Genomic DNA, 17,172 nt, shown 5'->3' with positions numbered 1-17,172 from the left:
GTTATGCGTCCACCACGTCGCCAGAAATCTTGATGTTCACGCCCGTGGCCTTCAGCACCTGGTCGACGCCGCCCTCCAGGGGCGTGTTCTTGACGTTGCCGTCGAACGTCTTGGTCTTGAGGTTAGGCAGGGTCAGCTTGAAGGTCTTCTTTTGGCTCGCGCGCTTGGCCGCGTCGAGCGCCAGCTGGCCCGGATCAGTGAAGTCCTTGTTCACGTCGAAGCTGAAGTTGCCCCAGTCCTGCAGGCCGCTGATCGACTCCTTCGCGGTCGAATCCAGATCCGTGACGTCGATGTCGCTGGCCTGACCATCGAAGCCCTTGAACGACACGAAGTTCTCGATCTTGACCCAGTTCAGCGGCGTGGCAGTACCGGCGGCCGTCACCGTCTTCCCGGTCGTGTCGACGTCGATTGCGAACGTGTTAGTGGTCTTGTTTTTGACCACGAACGTCAGGCCGTTCAGCAGAGCGGCATCAGCGCCGGTCAGCCCGGCCAGGGTCACGACGTCACCGTTGGTCAGGCCGTGGGCGGCGGACGTCAGGATGGTCGGGAAGCCCAGCGCGATGGCGGTGAGCGTCTTCGCCGAGCCAGCGGTGCTGGAGATTTCCAGTTTCGAGCCCTGCGCGGAGATTGCGGTAGATGGCATGTTGACCTCTTCAGATGAAAAAGCCCGCGCAGGGCGGGCGAGGGAAAATCAGTGAATCAGGGCCGAAACCAGACCGAGAAATCCAGCCGACTGCCGTACAGCTTGGTGTCTTCCTCGTACTGGCTCACGGCAGCGCCAATCGGGATGCCCCCGGCAGCCACCAGAGCCGCGCGGGCAGCGCGCATCGTGTCGACCGTCGCCGAGCGCGTGGCGGACCACACCGTGATCTGCATGCGCTGATTCTCGAGGTCGGCGGGACCGTCCAGCCCGTTCACGTCCTGGCCGCCGACGGCCTGATAGGTGACGTACGGCCCGGCCGTTCCCGTGGGCGCCACGTCTGGAAATATCTTCAGGCCGGTGATGGTTTTCAGCGCCCCGACGACAATCGCTTCTGCCGAATTAGCCATCGGACGCCCCTGTCTCGCACACCAGGTCCACGAACTGGCGCTTCACGCGGTCCGGCAAGATCGCCTTGATCCCGTATGCGGTGCCGTCGGCACACAGGACGCGCATGGCCGTGGTCACGCCGTCAGCCGCAGGCCACGGAATCCGCACGCTGGCCTGCACGATCGATGCCGGCGCGTCCGCGCGAATTGCTTCGATGCCGGAGCGGTGCAGGATGTTGGCCCACACCGGCCGGACCGTGGCCCAGCCAACGGTAGGCTGGCCGAGATCGTCCTGGCCGTCGGCGGGGCGCTGGATCTGCACCAGCTCGCTGCGCTGGCCGGCCCTCATACACCCAGCCCCACGCGGTAGGGCTGCAGCATGTCGCGGGCGCCGCGCGGCAGCTCGGCGACAGTTGCGCCAACCACAACGTCCTCGCGGTTGCTGTACAGGTGGCCAGCAGTCAGCAGGACGGCGGCCTGGATCTCGGCGTTGGCCACCATCGGGTCGTCGCCGGCCGTGCCCGCCAGGACGGCCGCAGCCATTTCCTCGGTGGTCTTGTAGAACTGACGGTTCAGGAACGACGCGGCGGCGCCTTCAGCCGCTGCCAGGTACAGGCCGATCAGCTGATCCTCGTCCGCCCACGTGACCCGCAGGTGCGACTTCACCATGTCGAGAGCGAGGATCGGCATGTCAGGCTCCCTTGTTCTTCGGGTCCGGCGCCTTCTTGTTCGCGGGCGTCGGCGCGGCCTTTTCGGCCGGTGCCGGCTTGTCGGTCGACGTCGATTTCGGGGCTTCGACCAGTCCGACCTTGCCCAGGTCCTTGGCCAGCGCTTCGCTCATCTGCACCTCGTCGCCGGCATGTGCGTCGATGTCGTGATGCACGAAGCGGGTCAGTGCTTTCACTGTGATCATGATGGGTCTCCGTGGCCCCCGGCCGTAGCCGGGGGCGTTGCGGACGGCGCTGTTACGCCGGCGTGATGTCGCCCTTCACGAAGGCTTCCGGACGGTACACAGCGAGGCCCAGCCGTTCTTCGATCAGGATCGTGACGATGTTCTTCACGAAGTCGTCCTCGTTCTCGGTGGCCACCATCACCGAAGCTTGCTGGCGGTCGAAGATCTGGGCGCCGAGCTTGAACGCGCCCGTCAGGAACGTGTCCACCGTCATGGCTTGCGTCGCCACCACCGGACGGCCCCACAGCGCCGGCTGCGCGATGCCTTGCGGATTCGCGAAGATGTATGCGCCGGTGGTGTCCTTGGTCAGCTCGATCGCGGCCCAGTCGGACGGGTGCAGCACGATGCCGGTCGAGGGGTACTCGGCCAGCTCAGCCTGCAGCAGCGCCAGGCGCAGCACGTCAATTCGGGTGGGGTTGGCGATGGTGATCGGCGCCACGTAGGCCGTGGCCTGCGTGTAGATGCCGTTCAGGTTGTTGCCCACACCGGAGCCGTTGAGCAGCTGGGCTTCTTCCTTGAAGGCCAGGCCGTAACGCAGGCGACCGTCGATATAGCTCTGCATCATCGGGGCGTCGGCCAGAATTTCGGTCGATGCCTTCACGAAGTGCGCGATCTTTACCACCGCCTGGGCCAGCAGGTCGAACGTCAGGTCCGACTGCGGCTTCTTCGCGCCTTCCGCGACCGTCGCGGCCATATTCTGGAAGCCGGTTTCCTTGACGTACTGGATCAGGTTCGATGCCGTGCGGCCCGGGGTGAGCAGGTCGCGCACCGTCAGGCGGCGTTGCGGCGGCGTCTGGATGCCCGGCAGGCGGTCCGGGGCGATGGTGTCGCCTGCGACAGCGGGGTCCGACGTGATGGTAACCACGGCCTTCACCTGGTGGCTGAAGCCCTTCTTGTAGTTACCCTCGGCCACGTAGGCCTTGTAGCCCTCCGATTCGACGAACTCCGAGCCGACCGACTTGGCACCTTCCGGGTCGTTCGAGCCGCGGCGCAGCAGCTTCTTCTCGGCGTCGTCCAGGCGCGCCTGCAGTTCGCCCTGCTTCACCAGCAGCTTGTCGACCGCTTCCTTGGTCTCGGCGCTCACCTCGCCAGCGCTCTTGGCTTCCTTCAGCGCCAGCTCGCCCGACTTCTTGACCTCGTCGCCGATCCGCTTCAGCTCGGCGGTGACCTGCTCCATCACCTGCTCGGGCGACGGATCGCCGCCCGTGCCGCTCTTGCGTGCCATCGATGCAACGGTGCCCGCCGCGCCGAGACCAGCGAGGCCCAGACCGTGATCGCTCAGCGCACCGAGGATGTCGGCGTGGTTGAGCACGCTCGATACCACGGTCGTCGCGGCGTGCGCGTCGATCGTCAGCATCGACGCCATCAGCGCGCCGGCGACAGCGCAGAAAGTGCCCAGATAGTTTCGTTTCATCATCGTGTCCTCAGAAGGATAGGGATTTGAGGCTGTCCAGCAGCCGATTTACATCGTTCGCCGTGCTGCCAGACTCGCTCTGGAGCAGGTGTTTCAGGCCACGATTGGCGATGACCGCAGCCTGTGACTTCGAAAAGCCTGCCTCGCGCAGGAGCCCTTCAAAGTCGGAAAGGGATGGGAGGGCGCCGTGCGCGATGGCCGACTTGACGGCGTCGATACGCGCGGCGTCGTTGGCCGGCACAGTCACGATCGACACTTCGACCAGGTCCACCGCCTTCAGCGTCCGCACCCGGGTCTTCTCGTCGAAACTGTCGTCGCGCACGTAGTAGCCGATCGACAGGCCCGTGATGGCTTTCGCCTTCATGCCCCGATAGGCGATCTTTGCGTACGGCGCGTCGTCCAGCCAAAGGGCGCCGTCCCCCTTCAGGCCGGTGCTGTCCTCGACGAGCGAAGTCCAGTCGCCAATCGGCTCGCCGGTGCGGTGTTGCCACAGAATCGGCAAGGATCGGCCCTTCGCATCGAGGTCGGCCAGGCTGGCTTTGAAGGCCCCGGGCGCCACCACTTCGCGATAACTGTCGACCACACCGAACACGGAGCCGTAGCCAGAAAAAAGGCCGTCATCTTTGACGGCCTTGGTGTCCCATTCGAACGCGCGTGTCTTGAACGCGGCGGATTTACGTTGCATCGCTGCTCTCCGAGGTGAGCCAGGCGGCCAAGGCATCCTTCGCCGTGGTGGCCGGATTGTTCTCGCCCAGTTTGTCGATGGGCACCAGATTGGACTGGACGGTGAGCACGTCCGCATTCCCGCCCATCGGCGGCATGTTTTCCTTCTTGCGGCAGTCGTCCCGCGTGTAGATGCCGTTTTGCGTCATCTGCGAGTAGAAGGCGGCACGGGACGCGCTGTCGCCGCGCAACAGGCCTTCCAGAGCGAATTCCGCCGATACCACGTCACGCTCGGGGACGCGCACCAGGTCCTTGCTGATCGACTGCTCGATGCGCACCGCCCACGGCCGCAGGCTGAAGGTCACGAACCCGATCATCTGCTGCTCGATGCCAGTCCCCCACGACGTCGATTTCTCGGTGTGGCCCACCATCCAGGGCGGCACGCGGTACCACCGGCAGATCTCTTCCACGTTGAAGCCGCGCGTGGCCAGCAGCTCCGCGTCCTGCGGATTCATCTTCAGCTGCTGGAAGCCTGCCCCCTTCTCCAGCACCATGTACCCGCCTTCGTCGCTGACGGTTTTCACGTGCTTGCGGATGTCATCACGCTGGCCCGGCTTGAGCACCGCATCCATCGTGACCAGGCCGGCCGACTTCATGCCGTCCTTGAAGGTCGCAGCACTGGCCCGATCGGCAGCAATGGCGCCGCCAAATACGTTTGCGCCCATCTGAACCGGCGACAGGGCGTTCAGGCCATCCAGCGTGAACGCCGGCAGGTACCACAGGTCGTCCTCGGGGATGACGCGCTCGCGTTTCAGGACAGGATCGGCATACCGCCATTCCACGCTGCCGTCCTCGCGCACGCGGGGCGGCTTCATGCACGCCGGCTGGAGGATGTCCAGGGCGGTCAGGCCGCCGGTCACGTTCCGGCGCTTTTCCACGTACGCCGCGCCCCAGAGCATCAGGCACGCGACATACACCTGCCAGAAAACGGCTGCCGTCATGTCGGCGTTGGGGCGGGTATGCAGCAACCTGTACAGCTCGTGATCCTTCGCCAGGGTCTTGGTGTCGCCACTTTCCCGGTAGACGTTCAGCGGGAGCGTGGACAGCGTATCGGCCAGCAGGCGGACGCAGGCCCAGGCGGTGCTGAGCTGTAGCGTCGAGTTCACAGTCACCGATTCCCCGGTGAAATTGCGCCCACCGAACCAGGCAGCCCAGAATGCCCACGATTCGAGGCCGAGAGGCACGCCAATCCAACCAGCGAGCGCTCCCGCGATGGCGGATTTCACCCGCCCCGGCGGTTTCTGCTTGGTCTGGTTCATACGATGATCGGATTCGCCAAAAAGTCGGCCAGGTCGTCAGCCGGCTGGGGATTGAGGGAGAGCAGCGCTACCGCACTGAACAGCGCCATCAGCGGGTCGATCTTCGCCGTGCCGCTGGCCTGCTTCGTGATCAGGATCGCGTTGCCCTTGGGCTCCACCTTCGCATTCCCGACGCACCAGTTCATCAGCTCGCTGCCGCCGTGCCACAGCGTGCCTTCGGCCAGCTTTCGCTCGGTCGTCTTGATCGTGCCGTTCAGTTTGTAGCCCTGCGTGATGCCGACGATCATGTCCTCGCCGTTGGCGTTCTTCTCCGGGATGCCGGCGGCGGACAGCGCATCCAGCACCGCGCCGATGCCGCTCGGGTCGACGCCGATCTTGTCCAGCAACCCGGCTTCGTAGATTTGCAGGACGTCCTGCGCCAGTTGCTCGACGTCGTCGCCGATCGCGTCGACGATCACCAGGTCGCCGGAACCGGCCAGGTCGAGCAGCTTCGCGGCTTCCGACTTGCGGCGCTCCAGCACAATCGGGTGCGCCCAGGCCTTGCACCACGCGAGCCAGTCCCCGGTTTCCCGGCATCGGCCCACGGCAGCCAGCCCGAGCAAGTCGTCCAGGCCGCCGCCGTCCACGCCCACGTCGATCACTTCGCAGCGGCGCAGCAACGCAGCGAGAGTGCAGCGCTTCGGCGCCGCCTGCTTCTCCCACTGCTCGGCGCCGGCCCAGCTGTCAGACCGCAGCGCCAAGCCGATCTCGACGTTCAAATGCTGCGACGCCCACGCGCGCAGCTCTTCTTCGCCGGTGTTGCGGGCAGTCTCGAACTCTTCCTGAAGGCGCTCGACCGTGATGGACTTGCCGTTGTTCGGCGTGACCATGGGCCAGTTCGCCGGGTTCTGCCACTGCGAAGGGTCCTTCTGCATCGCCGGCGGGAACTCGTACAGCACCGGCAGCATGGCGCCGCGCTGGCGGCCGTCCCGAATCGCCCGGGCCTTCATCAGCTCGGCCTTGAAGACGCCCACCGGCGCCTCTTCGCTCTGCGTGGTGATGAACGCCATGAAGGCTTCCGGGAATGGAAGCATCCCGCCGCGCAGCTGCCGGATGGCGCTGGCGGCCTTGCTCATCTTGGCCACCACGTGTAACTCGTCGATCAGGACCGCCACCGGCTTCTGGCCGGTCAGCGCCGACGGGTCGAACGACATAATCTCCAGTTCGGCCTTCGTCTCCCGGTGGACGATCTTCTTCAGGTGCTCGCGCACGTGCAGCTTCTTCTGCAGCACTGGGTCCAGTTCGATCGCACCGTGGGCCGCGTCGAACGCGAGGGTTGCGACGTCCTGTACGGGCGCCGTCATGATCATGGAGGCATGCGGCCGGCGGTTCAGCAGCAGCGCCGTCAGCATCAGCAGCGCGCCGTTCGTCGTCTTGCTGTTCTTCTTCGGCACCAGCAGGAACAGTTCGCGGATGCGCCGCGCCTGCGTGACAGGATCCAGCGAGCCGAACAGCGCCCTGGTGGGGTCGCGGAACCAGTCGCCCGTGGCGTCTGCCAGCGTCGGCGTGCCCGGGACGTCCGCGAGCCGCAGCTTGTTCAGTACGGCCACCGCCCGGTCGCCCTCGGCCTGGTTGAGCGGCAGGTCCGGCACCAGCGGCCGACCGGTGCGCAGGCGGTCTTCCCAGTCGGGGCAGGACAGATCCCACGTCATTGCAGCGCCGCCGAGCCTGGCAGCAAGTCTTGCCAGTCGGTGCCGGCCTGCGCCGTCAGCGCTTCAGCCTGCGCCTGCTCCTTCTTGCCCTTGGTCGGTGCCTTCGGCTTGGGCGCGCCTGCTTCGTCAGGCGGCAGCGGCGTAGCAGCGGCACGCGGCATGGGCATTGCGGTGTACGCCTTCTGCGCCGCCACGTTGCCCTTCTTCGCGGCGGCGTGCATGGCCACCAGGACTTCGAGCCGTTTGGCATACGCGCCATGCGACAGCTCGGCCTCGAAATGCTTTTCCAGCGTGTTGCGGGAAATGCCCAAGCCGATGGAGATTTCCTCGTGCGACATGCCTGCGCCGGCGGCAATAGCGACCTTCCGCCGCGTCGCCACGGTCGGTTTGTATGTCGGTCTCGCCATATTTCGAATTCTGCGCAATAACCCGGTCGGGCTGAAATTCCGCCGGAGGAAAAAAACCTCTGCGTGGGGGAACGGGCGGTCTAGGCCGAAAAGGTCACCTAGACTTTCGACCCACCCCTCCCTTGTGCTCGTTTCGGCCCATTTCTGCCCATTTTCTGAGCAATGAGCGCCGAAACGCGCACTTTCACAGGGGTTCGGTGCCTGCCGTGACCGAGATCGCGACGGGCGGGTGTCCATTACCGAACACGGACAGCCGGATGGGCATGCCTGCCAGGATGTTGGCAATGTCCTGCTCGGTGGGCTGGTACCACGAGAGCCAGACGCCCTGCTGCTGGTCACGGTGCACGGGCAAGCCAATGCACTCGCCATGCACTGCCGGGTCCCAGTCCACTGGGGCACCGAGCATGACGTTGGTGTGGTTGGTCTTCAGGGGCGGCATCATGGTGCGTTCTCCTGCCGCTGCTTGTCGCGGCTGTGGTGCGTGGCGCAGCAGGTCTGCCAGTTCGCCTTATCCCAGAACAGCGTCCGGTCGCCCCGGTGCGGCACGATGTGGTCGACCACGTTGCCGTAGGGCAGCGGGATACCGCGCGCCGCGCACTCCACGATCACCTCGGCCACCAACGTGGCGGCGATCCGCCGCTCGCGCAGGCAGTACACACAGAACGGGTGGTCACGCAGGAAGGCCGCCCGAGCCTTCTGCCAGCGGTAGTCATACCCACGCTGGCTGCTGGTCTGGGCACTGGTGCGCCACGAGCCAGGCTGCATGGTGGGCGTACGGCTGCCGGCCTGCGCCACCCTGGCGCCCAAGGTAGGCAGGCGCCCGCGCTTGGTCACGGCAGGAACCCGAAGGCGTAGGCCAGTGCAGCGCCAGCGCACGCCATACCGAAGACGCCCCAACCGATAGCGGCAGCAGAGATAGCTGTCCGGTCTCGCAGCGGCTGCGGCTGGGGAATGAACGGGCGCGGGTCGGGAACAGCAGGCCGCGCAAGGTTCGCCTTGATATCTGCGACCGCGACGTCCTTCGCTTGGCGCATCACTTCAGCAATGGCGGCGGCATCGGTGCCGGGCGCCAAATTGATGTGTTGGACCACCTTGACAGCGCCGCCGGGACCTTCATCAGCGAATGCCTCCGCCGGGTCACCCGCCGTGACGGCGCTGGCTGGCACGAGCTTGTAGTTCGCTAGGAGCGGCCGGGCGTCGAAGCCCTCAGCGGCGTCGGCCTGAGGGTGGTAGGCGCACCGGATCGTCACCACCTCGTCCACCGCGCACCGCATCTCGAAGGAAATGGTGTGCTTCGGCAGGCCAAGCGCATCGATCAGTGCCAGCACAAACGGGTTGCCCTGGGCGTTCATGATCTTCGACGACATGGGAGGCTCCGTTGGAGGGCTGGAAATCCGCGGCATACAGCCGGTGTCATAATCGCCACATCATCTAGGAGAAGTGATATGGACGAACAACATCTGAAAACTACCGGCGAACTACTGGCGCTTCGGTCATGCATGGCCATGGCAGTTGCTTGGTCGTACCGCGCGGTCAAGGGACGCCCCGGCGGACTCCCCGACATGCGCGACGCCCTCATAGCTCAGGTGCTGGAGTTTGTGCCGCCAGGTGTCGAGAACGTTGGCCCCGAGTGGATCAAAGTGCAGTTGGCATTTGAGAAGTCGGTCGAGCAGATATTTGCTACGGCCGAAGCCTTCACCAGCGCAATGGGCGAAGATCCTGCAGAAGAGTAAGGCCGCATGTCCATGAAAAAGCCCCGCCGGGAGTGATCCGGGCGGGGCTTGCCGTAGCATGAGGTGAATTTAGCGCACTTGTTTCAAGAAAGCAAGGTCGGAAAAGCCGCCAGTCCTTACGCAGCAACAGATTGCGCCGAATCGCATGCTGTACGGTCCGGGACGACGCCGTGGGCGACGAACGACGGCTCCAGCCGCTCGATGGCCAGCGCCTCCAGCTTCCGAAAATTCTGGTCCATCCACCGGGCGGCGCGGAACAGCGTTGCCGGCGAACCGCCGTGCTTGTCGGCCAGGGCGCGGAATGTCAGGTCCTGCCGCTGCTGCTTGGGGAGGTAATGCCGGGCGGTCAGGTCAAGCAGCAGCGTCAGCGCGGTAATCCCACTGGAGCGGCGCGCGTAGGTCGCCAGGCGCTTGCACCCAGCCAACTTCTCGGGCCCGTGGCCAAAGCGCGCCAGCACCGCCGCATACTCGGGACTGGGCAGCCGGGTCTTCACCGCGTCGGTGATCATGGCGCATTGGGCCCGGTACTCGTCCATCGACAGGCTTCCGCCATAGCCCCGCTCCGAGACCTCGCCACGGAGTTCCACCAGCCAGCGCTCCTGGGCCAGCGTCGGCTCGTCCAGCGCCTCAAGCAGCTGGATCAGCATGTTGCGGAACGGTGCCTTCTGGCGCGGCGGCAGGGACAGCACCAGGTAGGAGACGTGCAGCGCGTGCGAGACGTCTGCGAACAGTGGCTTATCCATGGGCGACCTCCGGGACTTCGGCTCCGAACTTGGACGCGACGTATGCACGCATCGCCGCGATCAGCGGCGTGTTTCCCCGCCTGGGCCACGAATAACTCGGATGGGCCGCAATCCAAAACTCCCTACGGCCTTCAATGGCCGGCATCAAGCCGATACGCTCTCGCGCGAGGATAGGACCGCCGTCAGCCCACTCCCTGCTTGGGAAGAACGGCCCGCGAAACTGCCCACCCTCGCCGGCATAGCGCTTCGTCCGGACGCAGAACGATCCTTGGTCGTCCCTGCAGAGCTCTGCCTCATACCCTTCAGCTTTGGCCACCCAGTAATCGAGCAGCGCCCCTTCCAGTTCAGATACCTTCATTGCTTTTCCCCGTAAGACGGACATCTCTTGCCGTGATTCCTTCGTTTCCCGCCCGGCAGCAGCTTCGTGCATACCGTGTGCGTGGTGCCCATCAGGCGGGCGGTCTTCTCGTAGATGCAGCCCTTGCAGCTGCGCGCCTCGTTCTGTTCGTAGACCTCGGCCGGGTCGCGGTACATGTAGGCCGGCAGCGTCATGCGATCACCTCACAACGAATCGGTTGTATTCCCGCTTTACAACGCATGGGTTGTGCCGCCATCACCCGTGCACCCCATCGAACGACACGCCGAACTCGTTTGCCGCGCTGGCCTGAACCTTGGTCAGGTACTCGCCGAACTCGGCCACCGTGAAATCCTTCGTGGACTTGCGGTGGGTGACCAGCCGGCCGCTGGGCAGGCGCAGTTCCTCGCGCGGTGCAAACTGCTCGGCGAAGTGCTCGTGCCACGCTGCCGTGCCGAACTGCTCGCCGTCCACCCAGGCCTGCTCCGCGATGTCACGCAGCACCACGCCGAAGTAGTAGGCGTTCTGCTCCTTCGTCCGGCGGCGCTCTTCCGACGTGACGATCAGCCGGATGGGCGTGCCCTTCTCCGCGCAGGCCGCGGCATTGGCCTTGATGAAGGCCAGCACAGTGGGCCAGATGCCCGGCGACTTCAGAGTGAACTCGCGGTACAGCGCCATCGGTCAGTCCTCCCGCGCCTCGTCCGGATCGCCCCAGCCGGATTGAACCTTGGCCTGGTAGCGGGTATAGCCTTCCTCGATCATGTCGCGGTAGCGCCGATAGGTTTCATCGATCCCGGGGTAGTAGCAGGCCGCGCACCACCGACAGCCAAACACCTGGCATGGCTTCCGGCACCTCAGGCAGTTTCCGTTCGGGTGCGCGCTCATGCCGGCCTCGCCAGACGGACGCCCTTCCAGCGCGTGCAGCTCGACGCGCGGTGCCCAAAGCCGCCGCAGCGGATGCAGTAGCCGTTCCAGTCGCTCATCACGATGTGGTCCCTCCCATTCCGAAGAGCGCGCGCACGACATCGTGCTGGCGCTTTGGCTTGCCAGCCTTGAGCGCAGCGCGCGCGGTGTTGCGCGCCAGGTAGACGCGGTATGCAATCGGGTCGCTCTCGCGCAGCCGGTCGCGGAAGCGCTTCGACATTTCGGCCCGGGTCAGCGGCTTCGGCCGGCGCGCGCTTTTGCCCGGCACCGTCAGCCAGTACGGCGCCGGCGCGCCGTGGCCAGTCCGCCAGCGCTTCACGTGGGCCTGGCCGGATTTCTGCCGGCCCGCCAGCAACAGATCGATCGTGTGCCGCGACGCGCCGGTCACGGCCGCCAGCTCGTGCACCGTTCGCGCAACGCCGTCGGCGCAGACGCGTTGGATGGCCAGCCAGGTGGTCGACCGCTCGGTGGTCAGCGGCTTCGGCCCCAGCCCGAGCGCCTTGGCCTTGTGGAACACGGTGTCGGCCGACCGGCCGAGGTGCGCGCCGATGATGCGGTAGGACTGGCCGGTGGCGCACAGCTCGCGCAGCTTCTCGACCTCTTCGGGTGTCCAGCGTGCGGCCATGGCTCAGGCCTCCGCGAACAAGCCGGCCTGCACCAGATCGGACTCGATCGCCGTCACCGTCACGACCAGGCGCCCTTCCCCATCCGGCTCGGCCCGCTCCGCCGTGATCCGGCGCACCCAGCGGTCGTCCTCGAACACGACGCCCTTCAGTGCATCCATCAGCACCTTCTGCGCGTTGTCCAGGTCGATGCACTGCACGGTGTCGTCCCAGGCGGCACCGTCTCGACGCATGCGCTTCTGCCAGTCCTGCGGCCGGTTCGGGTACAGCGTGTAGGCGACCGCCACGCGGCCTACCAGCGGCGCGCGGATGCCGGCGGCCTTGGCGAGCCAGCCCACCTCGGACTTATAGGCCTTGGCCTCGGCGCTCAGCGTCGTCACCGGCGCCTTGAAGCCCTTCGGCATGTACGTGCGCCAGTAGCGGTTTGCGCTCACGGGGTATGGGAGGGTCAGAACGATCTTGGTCATGGCGTACCCGTTGCTGCGTGTGGTTTCCGTTTCGAATCAAAGGTCCGCGGCGATGCCGCGCTTGCGGACGGCTGGGCCGTGGCTGAGCATCGGCAGCGGGCCCGTCCATTCGTCGAACTTCGTCACCGCGCCGCGATACAGCAGCGGCACGTCGCACAGCGCGCCGTTCCGGTTCTTGCGGATCAGCAGCTCGGCGTAGCCCTTCAGCTCGTCGTTGTTCGGGTCGTACATCTCCGGGCGGTGCACGAAGATCACGACGTCCGCGTCCTGCTCGATGTCGCCCGAGTCGCGCAGGTCGGAAAGGATCGGCTTCTTGTCCGGCCGCTCTTCGTTCTTGCGACTCAACTGCGCCAGCGCGATCACCGGGATGTTCAGTTCCTTGGCCAGCGACTTCAGGCCGCGCGAGTAGGCGCCGATCTGCTGGGTGCGCATCTTTTCCTCGCCGCCGGACATCAGGCCCAGATAGTCGACGATCAGGGCGTCCAGGCCGAACTTGCGTTTGTGCGCCTTGGCCTTGGTCCGGACCTCCAGCAGCGTCATGGCCGGCGTGTCATCGATGGCGAACCGCATGTCGCCCATCAGCTGGATGGCGTGGGTCAGGCGCGGCCAGTCACCGTCGCCCAGCCGGCCGCTCAGCAGCGCCGACAGGTGAATCCCGCCGCGGTTCGCCGCCGCGCGGGCGACCAGCTCCTGGTCGGACATCTCCATCGAATCGAGCAGCACGCTGCGGCCGGCGTCGGCCATGTTCAGGCCGATGTCCGTGGTCAGCGCCGTCTTGCCCATCGATGGGCGGCCGGCCACGATGATCAGGTTGCCGTCGTGGAACCCGCCGTTCAGCGCGCGATCGAGCGAGCCAATGCCGGTGGGGACGCCCGGCTCGACGCGGCTGTGGTACCGCTCGTCGACGCGCTCCACGAAATCGGTCATCAGGTCGTACAGCATCTTCGGACCGCGCTGCACGCCGACCTGGGTCAGCTGCCCCAGCAGGCCTTGTGCCTTGTCGACGATCTCGGCGCCCTTCATCGGCCCCGGCGTCTCGACCAGCTCCAGCACCTTGCGCGCGGTGGCGGCGGTGTCACGCAGCAGCGCGCGGTCGCGTACGATCTCGGCATAGCGGGCGATGTTGGCCGCGCTGGGCGTGTTCTGCGCCACGGCGTTCAGGTACGACAGCCCACCCACCCGCTCCGCGCGGCCCTCGACCTGCAGCTGCTCGAACACGGTCAGCACGTCGGCCGGCTTGTTCGCCGACACCAGGCGCACGATGGCGCCGTAGATCACGCGGTGGTCGTCGCGGTAAAAGTGCGCGGCGTCCAGCCCGCTGATGCGGTCGATCGCATCGTTGTCGAGCAGCAGGCCACCCAGCACGGCCTGTTCGGCCTCGATGCTGTGCAGCACGCGCGCCTGCGGAAAGTCGTCGGGCGCGTTCATGCGGTCACCTGCTCGTGGTAGCGGCCTTCACGAATCTTTGTGAAGTTCTCGGCCTTCACGATCCAGTCCAGACTGGCGAAGAAGGGCTTGCGGCCGGCGCTGGCACTCCGCCCGGTCAGGAATTCGGACTCGGCAACGTAGGCGAAGAACCTGCGCCAGTAGCCCAGATCCTGCCGCATCGGGTCTTCGTTCCATCGGGCTCGCAGCGCCTGTGCTCGGCTCGGCGTCCAGTCACGGATGGTCGGGCATGTCGGCAGCAGCTCGTGGTACAGCGCCACGATGGCCTGGTGCGGGCAGTCGGGTTTTCCCGGCTTTGCCGGTCTGGCGTCCAGCAGGTCGGCAGCGGGAGCGCTGTCGACGACCACCACGTCAGTGGTGGTTATGGGTTCTTCTGGAGTCTGGTGTCTGGAGTCTGGTGTCTGGCTAAGGTTTTTTTGGGTTTCCGAATCGGAACCCAAAGAAAACCCAGTGGGTTTTTGTTCGGTTTCGTTTCGCTTTGGCCGACCACCCTTTTTACCGTTGGCTCGGTTCTTGTCCGCTTGTGCGTTGGCTTCCTCAATCTCACGTTCGCAGCGGTTCTGGAGCCAGAGGCCATCGGTCAGGTGGAAGAACTCGACCAGCACGTTCTGCACGGCCTGCTGCTCGTCCTTCGAACGGGCACCGATGAGGCGCGCGGCCTGGCCATCGGGGATGCCAGCCTCACGCGTGTAGTAGACGTCCATCAAGCGCGCGTAGACTCCGTGCTCGAGCAGCGTGAGGTGCGCAGCGTCCTTGATGTAGTCGCCGATATGGCGCTTGTAGAAATTCATGGGTGCGTCCCTGCTGCGCGCGCCAGCAGCATGCGCTCCAGCTCGTCGATCGCCCGCTTCGTCTCGGCCACCAGGTGCAGCCGGGCGCCGCGCGTCTCGGCCACCGTGATCCGGTGCAGCAGTTCGTTGACGTAGGCGCGCTGGGCCTGGAGTGCCTGCTGTGTGTCCATGGTTGCCTCAGTGCTGCGTGTTCTGTTCGGCCAGCAGGTCGTGCAGACCCACCGTCGCGAACGCCTCAGCGATGTGCGGGTCCTGCTGCGCCTCGGCGATGGCCTTGGTCAGCTGGATGTCGTCTCCCCCGCTCTTCCCCACCGCGTCTTGCATGGCTTTCGTGGCCACTTCGATCGCTTCCAAATACGTCATGCACCCCTCGCTGCCACAATCGCTTCAAAAATGGTCAGCGCGCCGCGGTGCATGAGGTACTGGCTCAGGACCCGGTTACCCAGCACGCGCTCGACGTCGGCAATCTTCTCGGCCGGCAGGGAGCGACGCGGATTGCCCTTCGCGTTCAGGGCCTCGCGCTGGAAATAGTCACTGACGTGGGATGGGTACAGATCGGCCAGAGCGGCCAGCGCCTGGAGGGTCAGGCCGGGTTGCGCGCGGCGATCCCAGGCCAGCGCGCAGGCATCGCGGAAGGTTCCGCAGCCAGCAATCTCGGCATCGGACAGAAAGCGGCCTTTGCCACTATCGAAAAATCCCTGAGACCCAATACCGGCGCCGGTTCCCGGCTGTTCGGCTACCCGCATTTCTTCTTCTCCTGATTGGAAAATTCAATCGATTCCACAGTTGCTTCCACAGTTGGCGGAAGACTCAAATAAAGGCGTCGAGAAGACGCCTTTGGATCAAACCTGGACGGCTGGCTCGTCGGCCTTCGGCGGAGTTAGAAAGATGTCCGGATAGGCCAGCTTCACGGCAGGAGGAATTCCCCGCTCCTTCCAGTTGTGGACGCGTTGAACGCCTCCCTTCTTGTCGAAGCCAAGCAGTTCAGCAACCTTGGCGGGGCCGCCAAGGCGATCAATGAGTTCACGGTCCATAGCGATAGAGGCGTCGGGTTCCATGACCACATTAAACACTACGTTTAACGAAAAGGCAAACACCCTGTTTATCAACGGGCCGTTTACCTGTGAGACCATCGCGCGCATGCATCCAACCATGGTCCGCCTCTACGAGGCCGCACGTACCCTCAAGAACCTTGAGACGCCTACCGACGTCGCCCGGGCGCTGAACCAATCCCAGCAGACCGTGAACAACTGGGAGCGCCGCGGCATGTCGCGGCCGGGCATGATCGAGGCGCAGAAGCACATCGGCTGCAGCGCGACCTGGTTGCAGACTGGCAAGGGGTCGATGACCTACGACGAGTCAATCCGGACCGCGAACGACTCGGCCGATGGCCTGAGTGAGCGCATCAACCTCTTGCTTCAAGAGCCGGACGTACGCCCTGCCGCGTTGGCAAAGGCTGCAGGGGTGACGCAAGAGACAGTCAGCCAATGGCAATCCGGCAGCATCAAGACGATCTCGCTGGATCAGGCGGTGGGCATCCAGGAGGCGTTCGGCTTCAACGCCGTGTGGTTGGTGATGGGCAAGGGATTGCCCCGCGCTGCGGTCTACGATGACCCGCGTCCACGCCCCGTACCGCTTAAGACAGCAAAACCGAAAAAGAAAGATCCCGAACCAGCAGACGCTACCCCTCTCACCTACCAGGCCAACGTGGCAAAGTACCGTGAGATTCCGGTAATCGGGCGCGCCCAGGGCGGCCTGCCGGAGCGGATCTGGACGGATGGAGACTATCCGGTGGAAGCAACACAGCAGTTCGCGGAAGCGGCCAGCGCCGACCCGCTCGCTTTTCTGACACCCGTGGTCGGGCTCTCGATGATTCCGCGCTTCAATCCAGGGGAATTTGCGCTCGTGGAGCCGGGCACCGAGCCGGAGCTGGAAGACGACGTGCTGGTCCGCCTCAACACTGGCGAGACCATGATCAAGCGCCTGCTATCGCGCCGCCAGGGTATTCGCCTGGGCAGCTATAACGACCCGGAGGTCTTCACGTTCGACCCGGACGCCGTGACCTGGATGTACTACGTGGCCCACCCCGTGCCAGCCCGCAAGATCAAAACAAGGTTGTGAGGCAAACCATGCAACGACTGTTCCTGATGACTTTGGCATTCACCCTGACGGGATGCGCAACGAAGAACTTCGGCACTCAGCCTCCGCTAACCGACTACGAGCGGCAGAACCTCAGTTGCAGCGACATCCAGATGGAACAGGCCAAGGTTATGGGCTTTGCCCAGCACGTAGACAAGCAGAGCCAGTTCGACGGGCGCGACGTCCTTGCCGCGTTCGGGGACTTCGGCATCGGCAACTCCGCCGCTCGCTCGGCCGCCATCGAGAGCGCCCAGCAGCGGTACTACCAGCTCGAAGTCGCGGCCTATGACAAGGGGTGCACGACGGTGAAACCTGAACCGCCGCCTGAGCCATCCCGGTACGAATCCCGGTCCTGAGACCACGCCCGCCACAGCGCGGGCATTTTTTTCGCCCGTGATTAAACATTTTGTTTGACGTTTTCTTAAACGTCATGTTTAATGGACTCCATCAACTCACCGATGGAGGTCCCAGTGGCA

Annotated in this window: 29 protein-coding genes; 3 read left to right on the top strand and 26 right to left on the bottom strand. The window is 65.0% G+C overall.

Annotated elements, in window-relative coordinates; all coding sequences use genetic code 11:
* Position 1: 1 nt before the first annotated feature.
* The 13 genes from D9X30_RS17250 to D9X30_RS17190 all read right to left on the bottom strand — a co-directional run bounded on the left by D9X30_RS17250 (position 2) and on the right by D9X30_RS17190 (position 8,842).
* Positions 2–643: a phage tail tube protein gene (locus D9X30_RS17250; RefSeq protein WP_153948402.1), complete on the bottom strand. Its 642-nt coding sequence runs from the start codon at positions 641–643 to the stop codon at positions 2–4.
* Between the two features lie 56 nt (positions 644–699).
* Positions 700–1,050 carry a tail completion protein gp17 gene (gene gp17 / locus D9X30_RS17245; RefSeq protein ID WP_153948401.1) on the bottom strand — a complete coding sequence of 117 codons (351 nt, stop codon included), beginning with the start codon at positions 1,048–1,050 and terminating at the stop codon, positions 700–702.
* Positions 1,043–1,378, bottom strand: a complete 336-nt coding sequence (locus D9X30_RS17240; protein WP_153948400.1) for a phage head closure protein — start codon at positions 1,376–1,378, stop codon at positions 1,043–1,045. The genes gp17 and D9X30_RS17240 overlap by 8 nt, the downstream gene beginning before the upstream one ends.
* The gene (locus tag D9X30_RS17235) at positions 1,375–1,719 is read right to left on the bottom strand and encodes a head-tail connector protein (RefSeq protein WP_153948399.1); all 345 of its coding nucleotides are present in this window, start codon (positions 1,717–1,719) and stop codon (positions 1,375–1,377) included. Before D9X30_RS17235 ends, D9X30_RS17240 begins: the two co-directional genes overlap by 4 nt.
* A 1-nt stretch (position 1,720) precedes the next feature.
* Positions 1,721–1,942, bottom strand: a complete 222-nt coding sequence (locus tag D9X30_RS17230) for a hypothetical protein (protein ID WP_153948398.1) — start codon at positions 1,940–1,942, stop codon at positions 1,721–1,723.
* Positions 1,943–1,994: 52 nt separating this feature from the next.
* Positions 1,995–3,206: a phage major capsid protein gene (locus D9X30_RS17225; RefSeq protein WP_153948464.1), complete on the bottom strand. Its 1,212-nt coding sequence runs from the start codon at positions 3,204–3,206 to the stop codon at positions 1,995–1,997.
* A 199-nt stretch (positions 3,207–3,405) separates the two neighbouring features.
* Entirely contained in the window at positions 3,406–4,080 is a 675-nt protein-coding gene (locus tag D9X30_RS17220; RefSeq protein WP_153948397.1) for an HK97 family phage prohead protease, read from the bottom strand.
* Positions 4,070–5,302 (bottom strand): phage portal protein, encoded by a 1,233-nt coding sequence (locus D9X30_RS17215; protein ID WP_349632233.1) that lies wholly within the window; start codon positions 5,300–5,302, stop codon positions 4,070–4,072. The genes D9X30_RS17220 and D9X30_RS17215 overlap by 11 nt, the downstream gene beginning before the upstream one ends.
* A gap of 71 nt (positions 5,303–5,373) precedes the next feature.
* Positions 5,374–7,068, bottom strand: coding sequence for a terminase large subunit (locus D9X30_RS17210; RefSeq protein ID WP_153948395.1), 1,695 nt, complete (start codon positions 7,066–7,068; stop codon positions 5,374–5,376).
* Positions 7,065–7,406, bottom strand: a complete 342-nt coding sequence (locus tag D9X30_RS17205; RefSeq protein WP_153948394.1) for a hypothetical protein — start codon at positions 7,404–7,406, stop codon at positions 7,065–7,067. The genes D9X30_RS17210 and D9X30_RS17205 overlap by 4 nt, the downstream gene beginning before the upstream one ends.
* 253 nt (positions 7,407–7,659) lie before the next feature.
* Complete coding sequence (locus tag D9X30_RS17200) at positions 7,660–7,917, bottom strand: hypothetical protein (RefSeq protein WP_153948393.1); 258 nt, start codon at positions 7,915–7,917, stop codon at positions 7,660–7,662.
* On the bottom strand, positions 7,914–8,309 hold the full coding sequence (locus D9X30_RS17195; RefSeq protein WP_502799644.1) for an HNH endonuclease: 396 nt from the start codon (positions 8,307–8,309) through the stop codon (positions 7,914–7,916). The genes D9X30_RS17200 and D9X30_RS17195 overlap by 4 nt, the downstream gene beginning before the upstream one ends.
* A complete protein-coding gene (locus D9X30_RS17190) occupies positions 8,306–8,842 on the bottom strand; it encodes a hypothetical protein (RefSeq protein ID WP_153948392.1) in 537 nt (178 codons plus the stop codon). The genes D9X30_RS17195 and D9X30_RS17190 overlap by 4 nt, the downstream gene beginning before the upstream one ends.
* Before the next feature lie 78 nt (positions 8,843–8,920).
* Here D9X30_RS17190 and D9X30_RS17185 point away from each other — a divergent pair, with 78 nt between their 5' ends.
* On the top strand, positions 8,921–9,208 hold the full coding sequence (locus tag D9X30_RS17185; protein ID WP_153948391.1) for a hypothetical protein: 288 nt from the start codon (positions 8,921–8,923) through the stop codon (positions 9,206–9,208).
* A gap of 116 nt (positions 9,209–9,324) precedes the next feature.
* Here the strand turns inward: D9X30_RS17185 and D9X30_RS17180 are convergent, their stop codons facing one another.
* From D9X30_RS17180 to D9X30_RS17120, 13 genes are all read right to left on the bottom strand, one after another.
* Complete coding sequence (locus D9X30_RS17180) at positions 9,325–9,951, bottom strand: hypothetical protein (RefSeq protein WP_153948390.1); 627 nt, start codon at positions 9,949–9,951, stop codon at positions 9,325–9,327.
* Entirely contained in the window at positions 9,944–10,309 is a 366-nt protein-coding gene (locus tag D9X30_RS17175; protein ID WP_153948389.1) for a phage protein NinX family protein, read from the bottom strand. The genes D9X30_RS17180 and D9X30_RS17175 overlap by 8 nt, the downstream gene beginning before the upstream one ends.
* Positions 10,306–10,503, bottom strand: a complete 198-nt coding sequence (locus tag D9X30_RS17170; RefSeq protein WP_153948388.1) for a hypothetical protein — start codon at positions 10,501–10,503, stop codon at positions 10,306–10,308. Before D9X30_RS17170 ends, D9X30_RS17175 begins: the two co-directional genes overlap by 4 nt.
* A 61-nt stretch (positions 10,504–10,564) precedes the next feature.
* Positions 10,565–10,984, bottom strand: a complete 420-nt coding sequence (locus D9X30_RS17165) for a recombination protein NinB (protein ID WP_153948387.1) — start codon at positions 10,982–10,984, stop codon at positions 10,565–10,567.
* A gap of 3 nt (positions 10,985–10,987) precedes the next feature.
* Entirely contained in the window at positions 10,988–11,140 is a 153-nt protein-coding gene (locus tag D9X30_RS17160; RefSeq protein WP_153948386.1) for a hypothetical protein, read from the bottom strand.
* Positions 11,141–11,288: 148 nt separating this feature from the next.
* Entirely contained in the window at positions 11,289–11,855 is a 567-nt protein-coding gene (locus D9X30_RS17155; protein ID WP_153948385.1) for an SANT/Myb-like DNA-binding domain-containing protein, read from the bottom strand.
* A gap of 3 nt (positions 11,856–11,858) precedes the next feature.
* Positions 11,859–12,320, bottom strand: a complete 462-nt coding sequence (locus D9X30_RS17150; protein ID WP_153948384.1) for a RusA family crossover junction endodeoxyribonuclease — start codon at positions 12,318–12,320, stop codon at positions 11,859–11,861.
* A gap of 36 nt (positions 12,321–12,356) precedes the next feature.
* On the bottom strand, positions 12,357–13,748 hold the full coding sequence (gene dnaB / locus D9X30_RS17145; protein ID WP_153948383.1) for a replicative DNA helicase: 1,392 nt from the start codon (positions 13,746–13,748) through the stop codon (positions 12,357–12,359).
* Positions 13,745–14,557, bottom strand: a complete 813-nt coding sequence (locus D9X30_RS17140) for a YdaU family protein (RefSeq protein ID WP_228770954.1) — start codon at positions 14,555–14,557, stop codon at positions 13,745–13,747. The genes dnaB and D9X30_RS17140 overlap by 4 nt, the downstream gene beginning before the upstream one ends.
* Positions 14,554–14,727, bottom strand: a complete 174-nt coding sequence (locus D9X30_RS17135) for a hypothetical protein (RefSeq protein ID WP_153948382.1) — start codon at positions 14,725–14,727, stop codon at positions 14,554–14,556. The genes D9X30_RS17140 and D9X30_RS17135 overlap by 4 nt, the downstream gene beginning before the upstream one ends.
* Positions 14,728–14,734: 7 nt before the next feature.
* Entirely contained in the window at positions 14,735–14,920 is a 186-nt protein-coding gene (locus D9X30_RS17130; RefSeq protein WP_153948381.1) for a hypothetical protein, read from the bottom strand.
* A complete protein-coding gene (locus D9X30_RS17125) occupies positions 14,917–15,303 on the bottom strand; it encodes an XRE family transcriptional regulator (protein ID WP_153948380.1) in 387 nt (128 codons plus the stop codon). The genes D9X30_RS17130 and D9X30_RS17125 overlap by 4 nt, the downstream gene beginning before the upstream one ends.
* A gap of 96 nt (positions 15,304–15,399) precedes the next feature.
* Positions 15,400–15,615, bottom strand: coding sequence for a hypothetical protein (locus D9X30_RS17120; RefSeq protein ID WP_153948379.1), 216 nt, complete (start codon positions 15,613–15,615; stop codon positions 15,400–15,402).
* Here D9X30_RS17120 and D9X30_RS17115 point away from each other — a divergent pair.
* Positions 15,614–16,678, top strand: a complete 1,065-nt coding sequence (locus D9X30_RS17115) for a S24 family peptidase (protein ID WP_194946532.1) — start codon at positions 15,614–15,616, stop codon at positions 16,676–16,678. The two genes, D9X30_RS17120 and D9X30_RS17115, sit on opposite strands and share 2 nt — an antisense overlap.
* Positions 16,679–16,686: 8 nt before the next feature.
* Positions 16,687–17,052, top strand: a complete 366-nt coding sequence (locus D9X30_RS17110; protein ID WP_153948377.1) for a hypothetical protein — start codon at positions 16,687–16,689, stop codon at positions 17,050–17,052.
* The last annotated feature ends 120 nt before the right edge of the window (positions 17,053–17,172 follow it).

The sequence above is a fragment of the Cupriavidus sp. U2 genome (genome assembly GCF_009663685.2).
GTDB lineage: Bacteria > Pseudomonadota > Gammaproteobacteria > Burkholderiales > Burkholderiaceae > Cupriavidus > Cupriavidus necator_C.
Note: the sequence above shows the minus strand (reverse complement) of the source record. Positions and strands in the feature narration are given on the sequence as shown.

Excerpts from the sequence above, each read along its gene's own strand:
- D9X30_RS17115 (WP_194946532.1), top strand. The coding sequence starts at position 15,614 with ATGACCACATTAAACACTACGTTTAACGAAAAGGCAAACACCCTGTTT.
- D9X30_RS17190 (WP_153948392.1), bottom strand. The coding sequence starts at position 8,842 with ATGTCGTCGAAGATCATGAACGCCCAGGGCAACCCGTTTGTGCTGGCA.
- D9X30_RS17170 (WP_153948388.1), bottom strand. The coding sequence starts at position 10,503 with ATGACGCTGCCGGCCTACATGTACCGCGACCCGGCCGAGGTCTACGAA.
- D9X30_RS17130 (WP_153948381.1), bottom strand. The coding sequence starts at position 14,920 with ATGACGTATTTGGAAGCGATCGAAGTGGCCACGAAAGCCATGCAAGAC.
- D9X30_RS17165 (WP_153948387.1), bottom strand. The coding sequence starts at position 10,984 with ATGGCGCTGTACCGCGAGTTCACTCTGAAGTCGCCGGGCATCTGGCCC.
- D9X30_RS17210 (WP_153948395.1), bottom strand. The coding sequence starts at position 7,068 with ATGACGTGGGATCTGTCCTGCCCCGACTGGGAAGACCGCCTGCGCACC.
- D9X30_RS17120 (WP_153948379.1), bottom strand. The coding sequence starts at position 15,615 with ATGGAACCCGACGCCTCTATCGCTATGGACCGTGAACTCATTGATCGC.
- D9X30_RS17220 (WP_153948397.1), bottom strand. The coding sequence starts at position 4,080 with ATGCAACGTAAATCCGCCGCGTTCAAGACACGCGCGTTCGAATGGGAC.
- D9X30_RS17230 (WP_153948398.1), bottom strand. The coding sequence starts at position 1,942 with ATGATCACAGTGAAAGCACTGACCCGCTTCGTGCATCACGACATCGAC.
- D9X30_RS17240 (WP_153948400.1), bottom strand. The coding sequence starts at position 1,378 with ATGAGGGCCGGCCAGCGCAGCGAGCTGGTGCAGATCCAGCGCCCCGCC.
- D9X30_RS17125 (WP_153948380.1), bottom strand. The coding sequence starts at position 15,303 with ATGCGGGTAGCCGAACAGCCGGGAACCGGCGCCGGTATTGGGTCTCAG.
- D9X30_RS17155 (WP_153948385.1), bottom strand. The coding sequence starts at position 11,855 with ATGGCCGCACGCTGGACACCCGAAGAGGTCGAGAAGCTGCGCGAGCTG.
- D9X30_RS17250 (WP_153948402.1), bottom strand. The coding sequence starts at position 643 with ATGCCATCTACCGCAATCTCCGCGCAGGGCTCGAAACTGGAAATCTCC.
- gp17 (WP_153948401.1), bottom strand. The coding sequence starts at position 1,050 with ATGGCTAATTCGGCAGAAGCGATTGTCGTCGGGGCGCTGAAAACCATC.
- D9X30_RS17185 (WP_153948391.1), top strand. The coding sequence starts at position 8,921 with ATGGACGAACAACATCTGAAAACTACCGGCGAACTACTGGCGCTTCGG.
- D9X30_RS17200 (WP_153948393.1), bottom strand. The coding sequence starts at position 7,917 with ATGATGCCGCCCCTGAAGACCAACCACACCAACGTCATGCTCGGTGCC.
- D9X30_RS17225 (WP_153948464.1), bottom strand. The coding sequence starts at position 3,206 with ATGGCACGCAAGAGCGGCACGGGCGGCGATCCGTCGCCCGAGCAGGTG.
- D9X30_RS17175 (WP_153948389.1), bottom strand. The coding sequence starts at position 10,309 with ATGAAGGTATCTGAACTGGAAGGGGCGCTGCTCGATTACTGGGTGGCC.
- D9X30_RS17140 (WP_228770954.1), bottom strand. The coding sequence starts at position 14,557 with ATGAATTTCTACAAGCGCCATATCGGCGACTACATCAAGGACGCTGCG.
- D9X30_RS17110 (WP_153948377.1), top strand. The coding sequence starts at position 16,687 with ATGCAACGACTGTTCCTGATGACTTTGGCATTCACCCTGACGGGATGC.
- dnaB (WP_153948383.1), bottom strand. The coding sequence starts at position 13,748 with ATGAACGCGCCCGACGACTTTCCGCAGGCGCGCGTGCTGCACAGCATC.
- D9X30_RS17135 (WP_153948382.1), bottom strand. The coding sequence starts at position 14,727 with ATGGACACACAGCAGGCACTCCAGGCCCAGCGCGCCTACGTCAACGAA.
- D9X30_RS17150 (WP_153948384.1), bottom strand. The coding sequence starts at position 12,320 with ATGACCAAGATCGTTCTGACCCTCCCATACCCCGTGAGCGCAAACCGC.
- D9X30_RS17205 (WP_153948394.1), bottom strand. The coding sequence starts at position 7,406 with ATGTCGCACGAGGAAATCTCCATCGGCTTGGGCATTTCCCGCAACACG.
- D9X30_RS17180 (WP_153948390.1), bottom strand. The coding sequence starts at position 9,951 with ATGGATAAGCCACTGTTCGCAGACGTCTCGCACGCGCTGCACGTCTCC.
- D9X30_RS17235 (WP_153948399.1), bottom strand. The coding sequence starts at position 1,719 with ATGCCGATCCTCGCTCTCGACATGGTGAAGTCGCACCTGCGGGTCACG.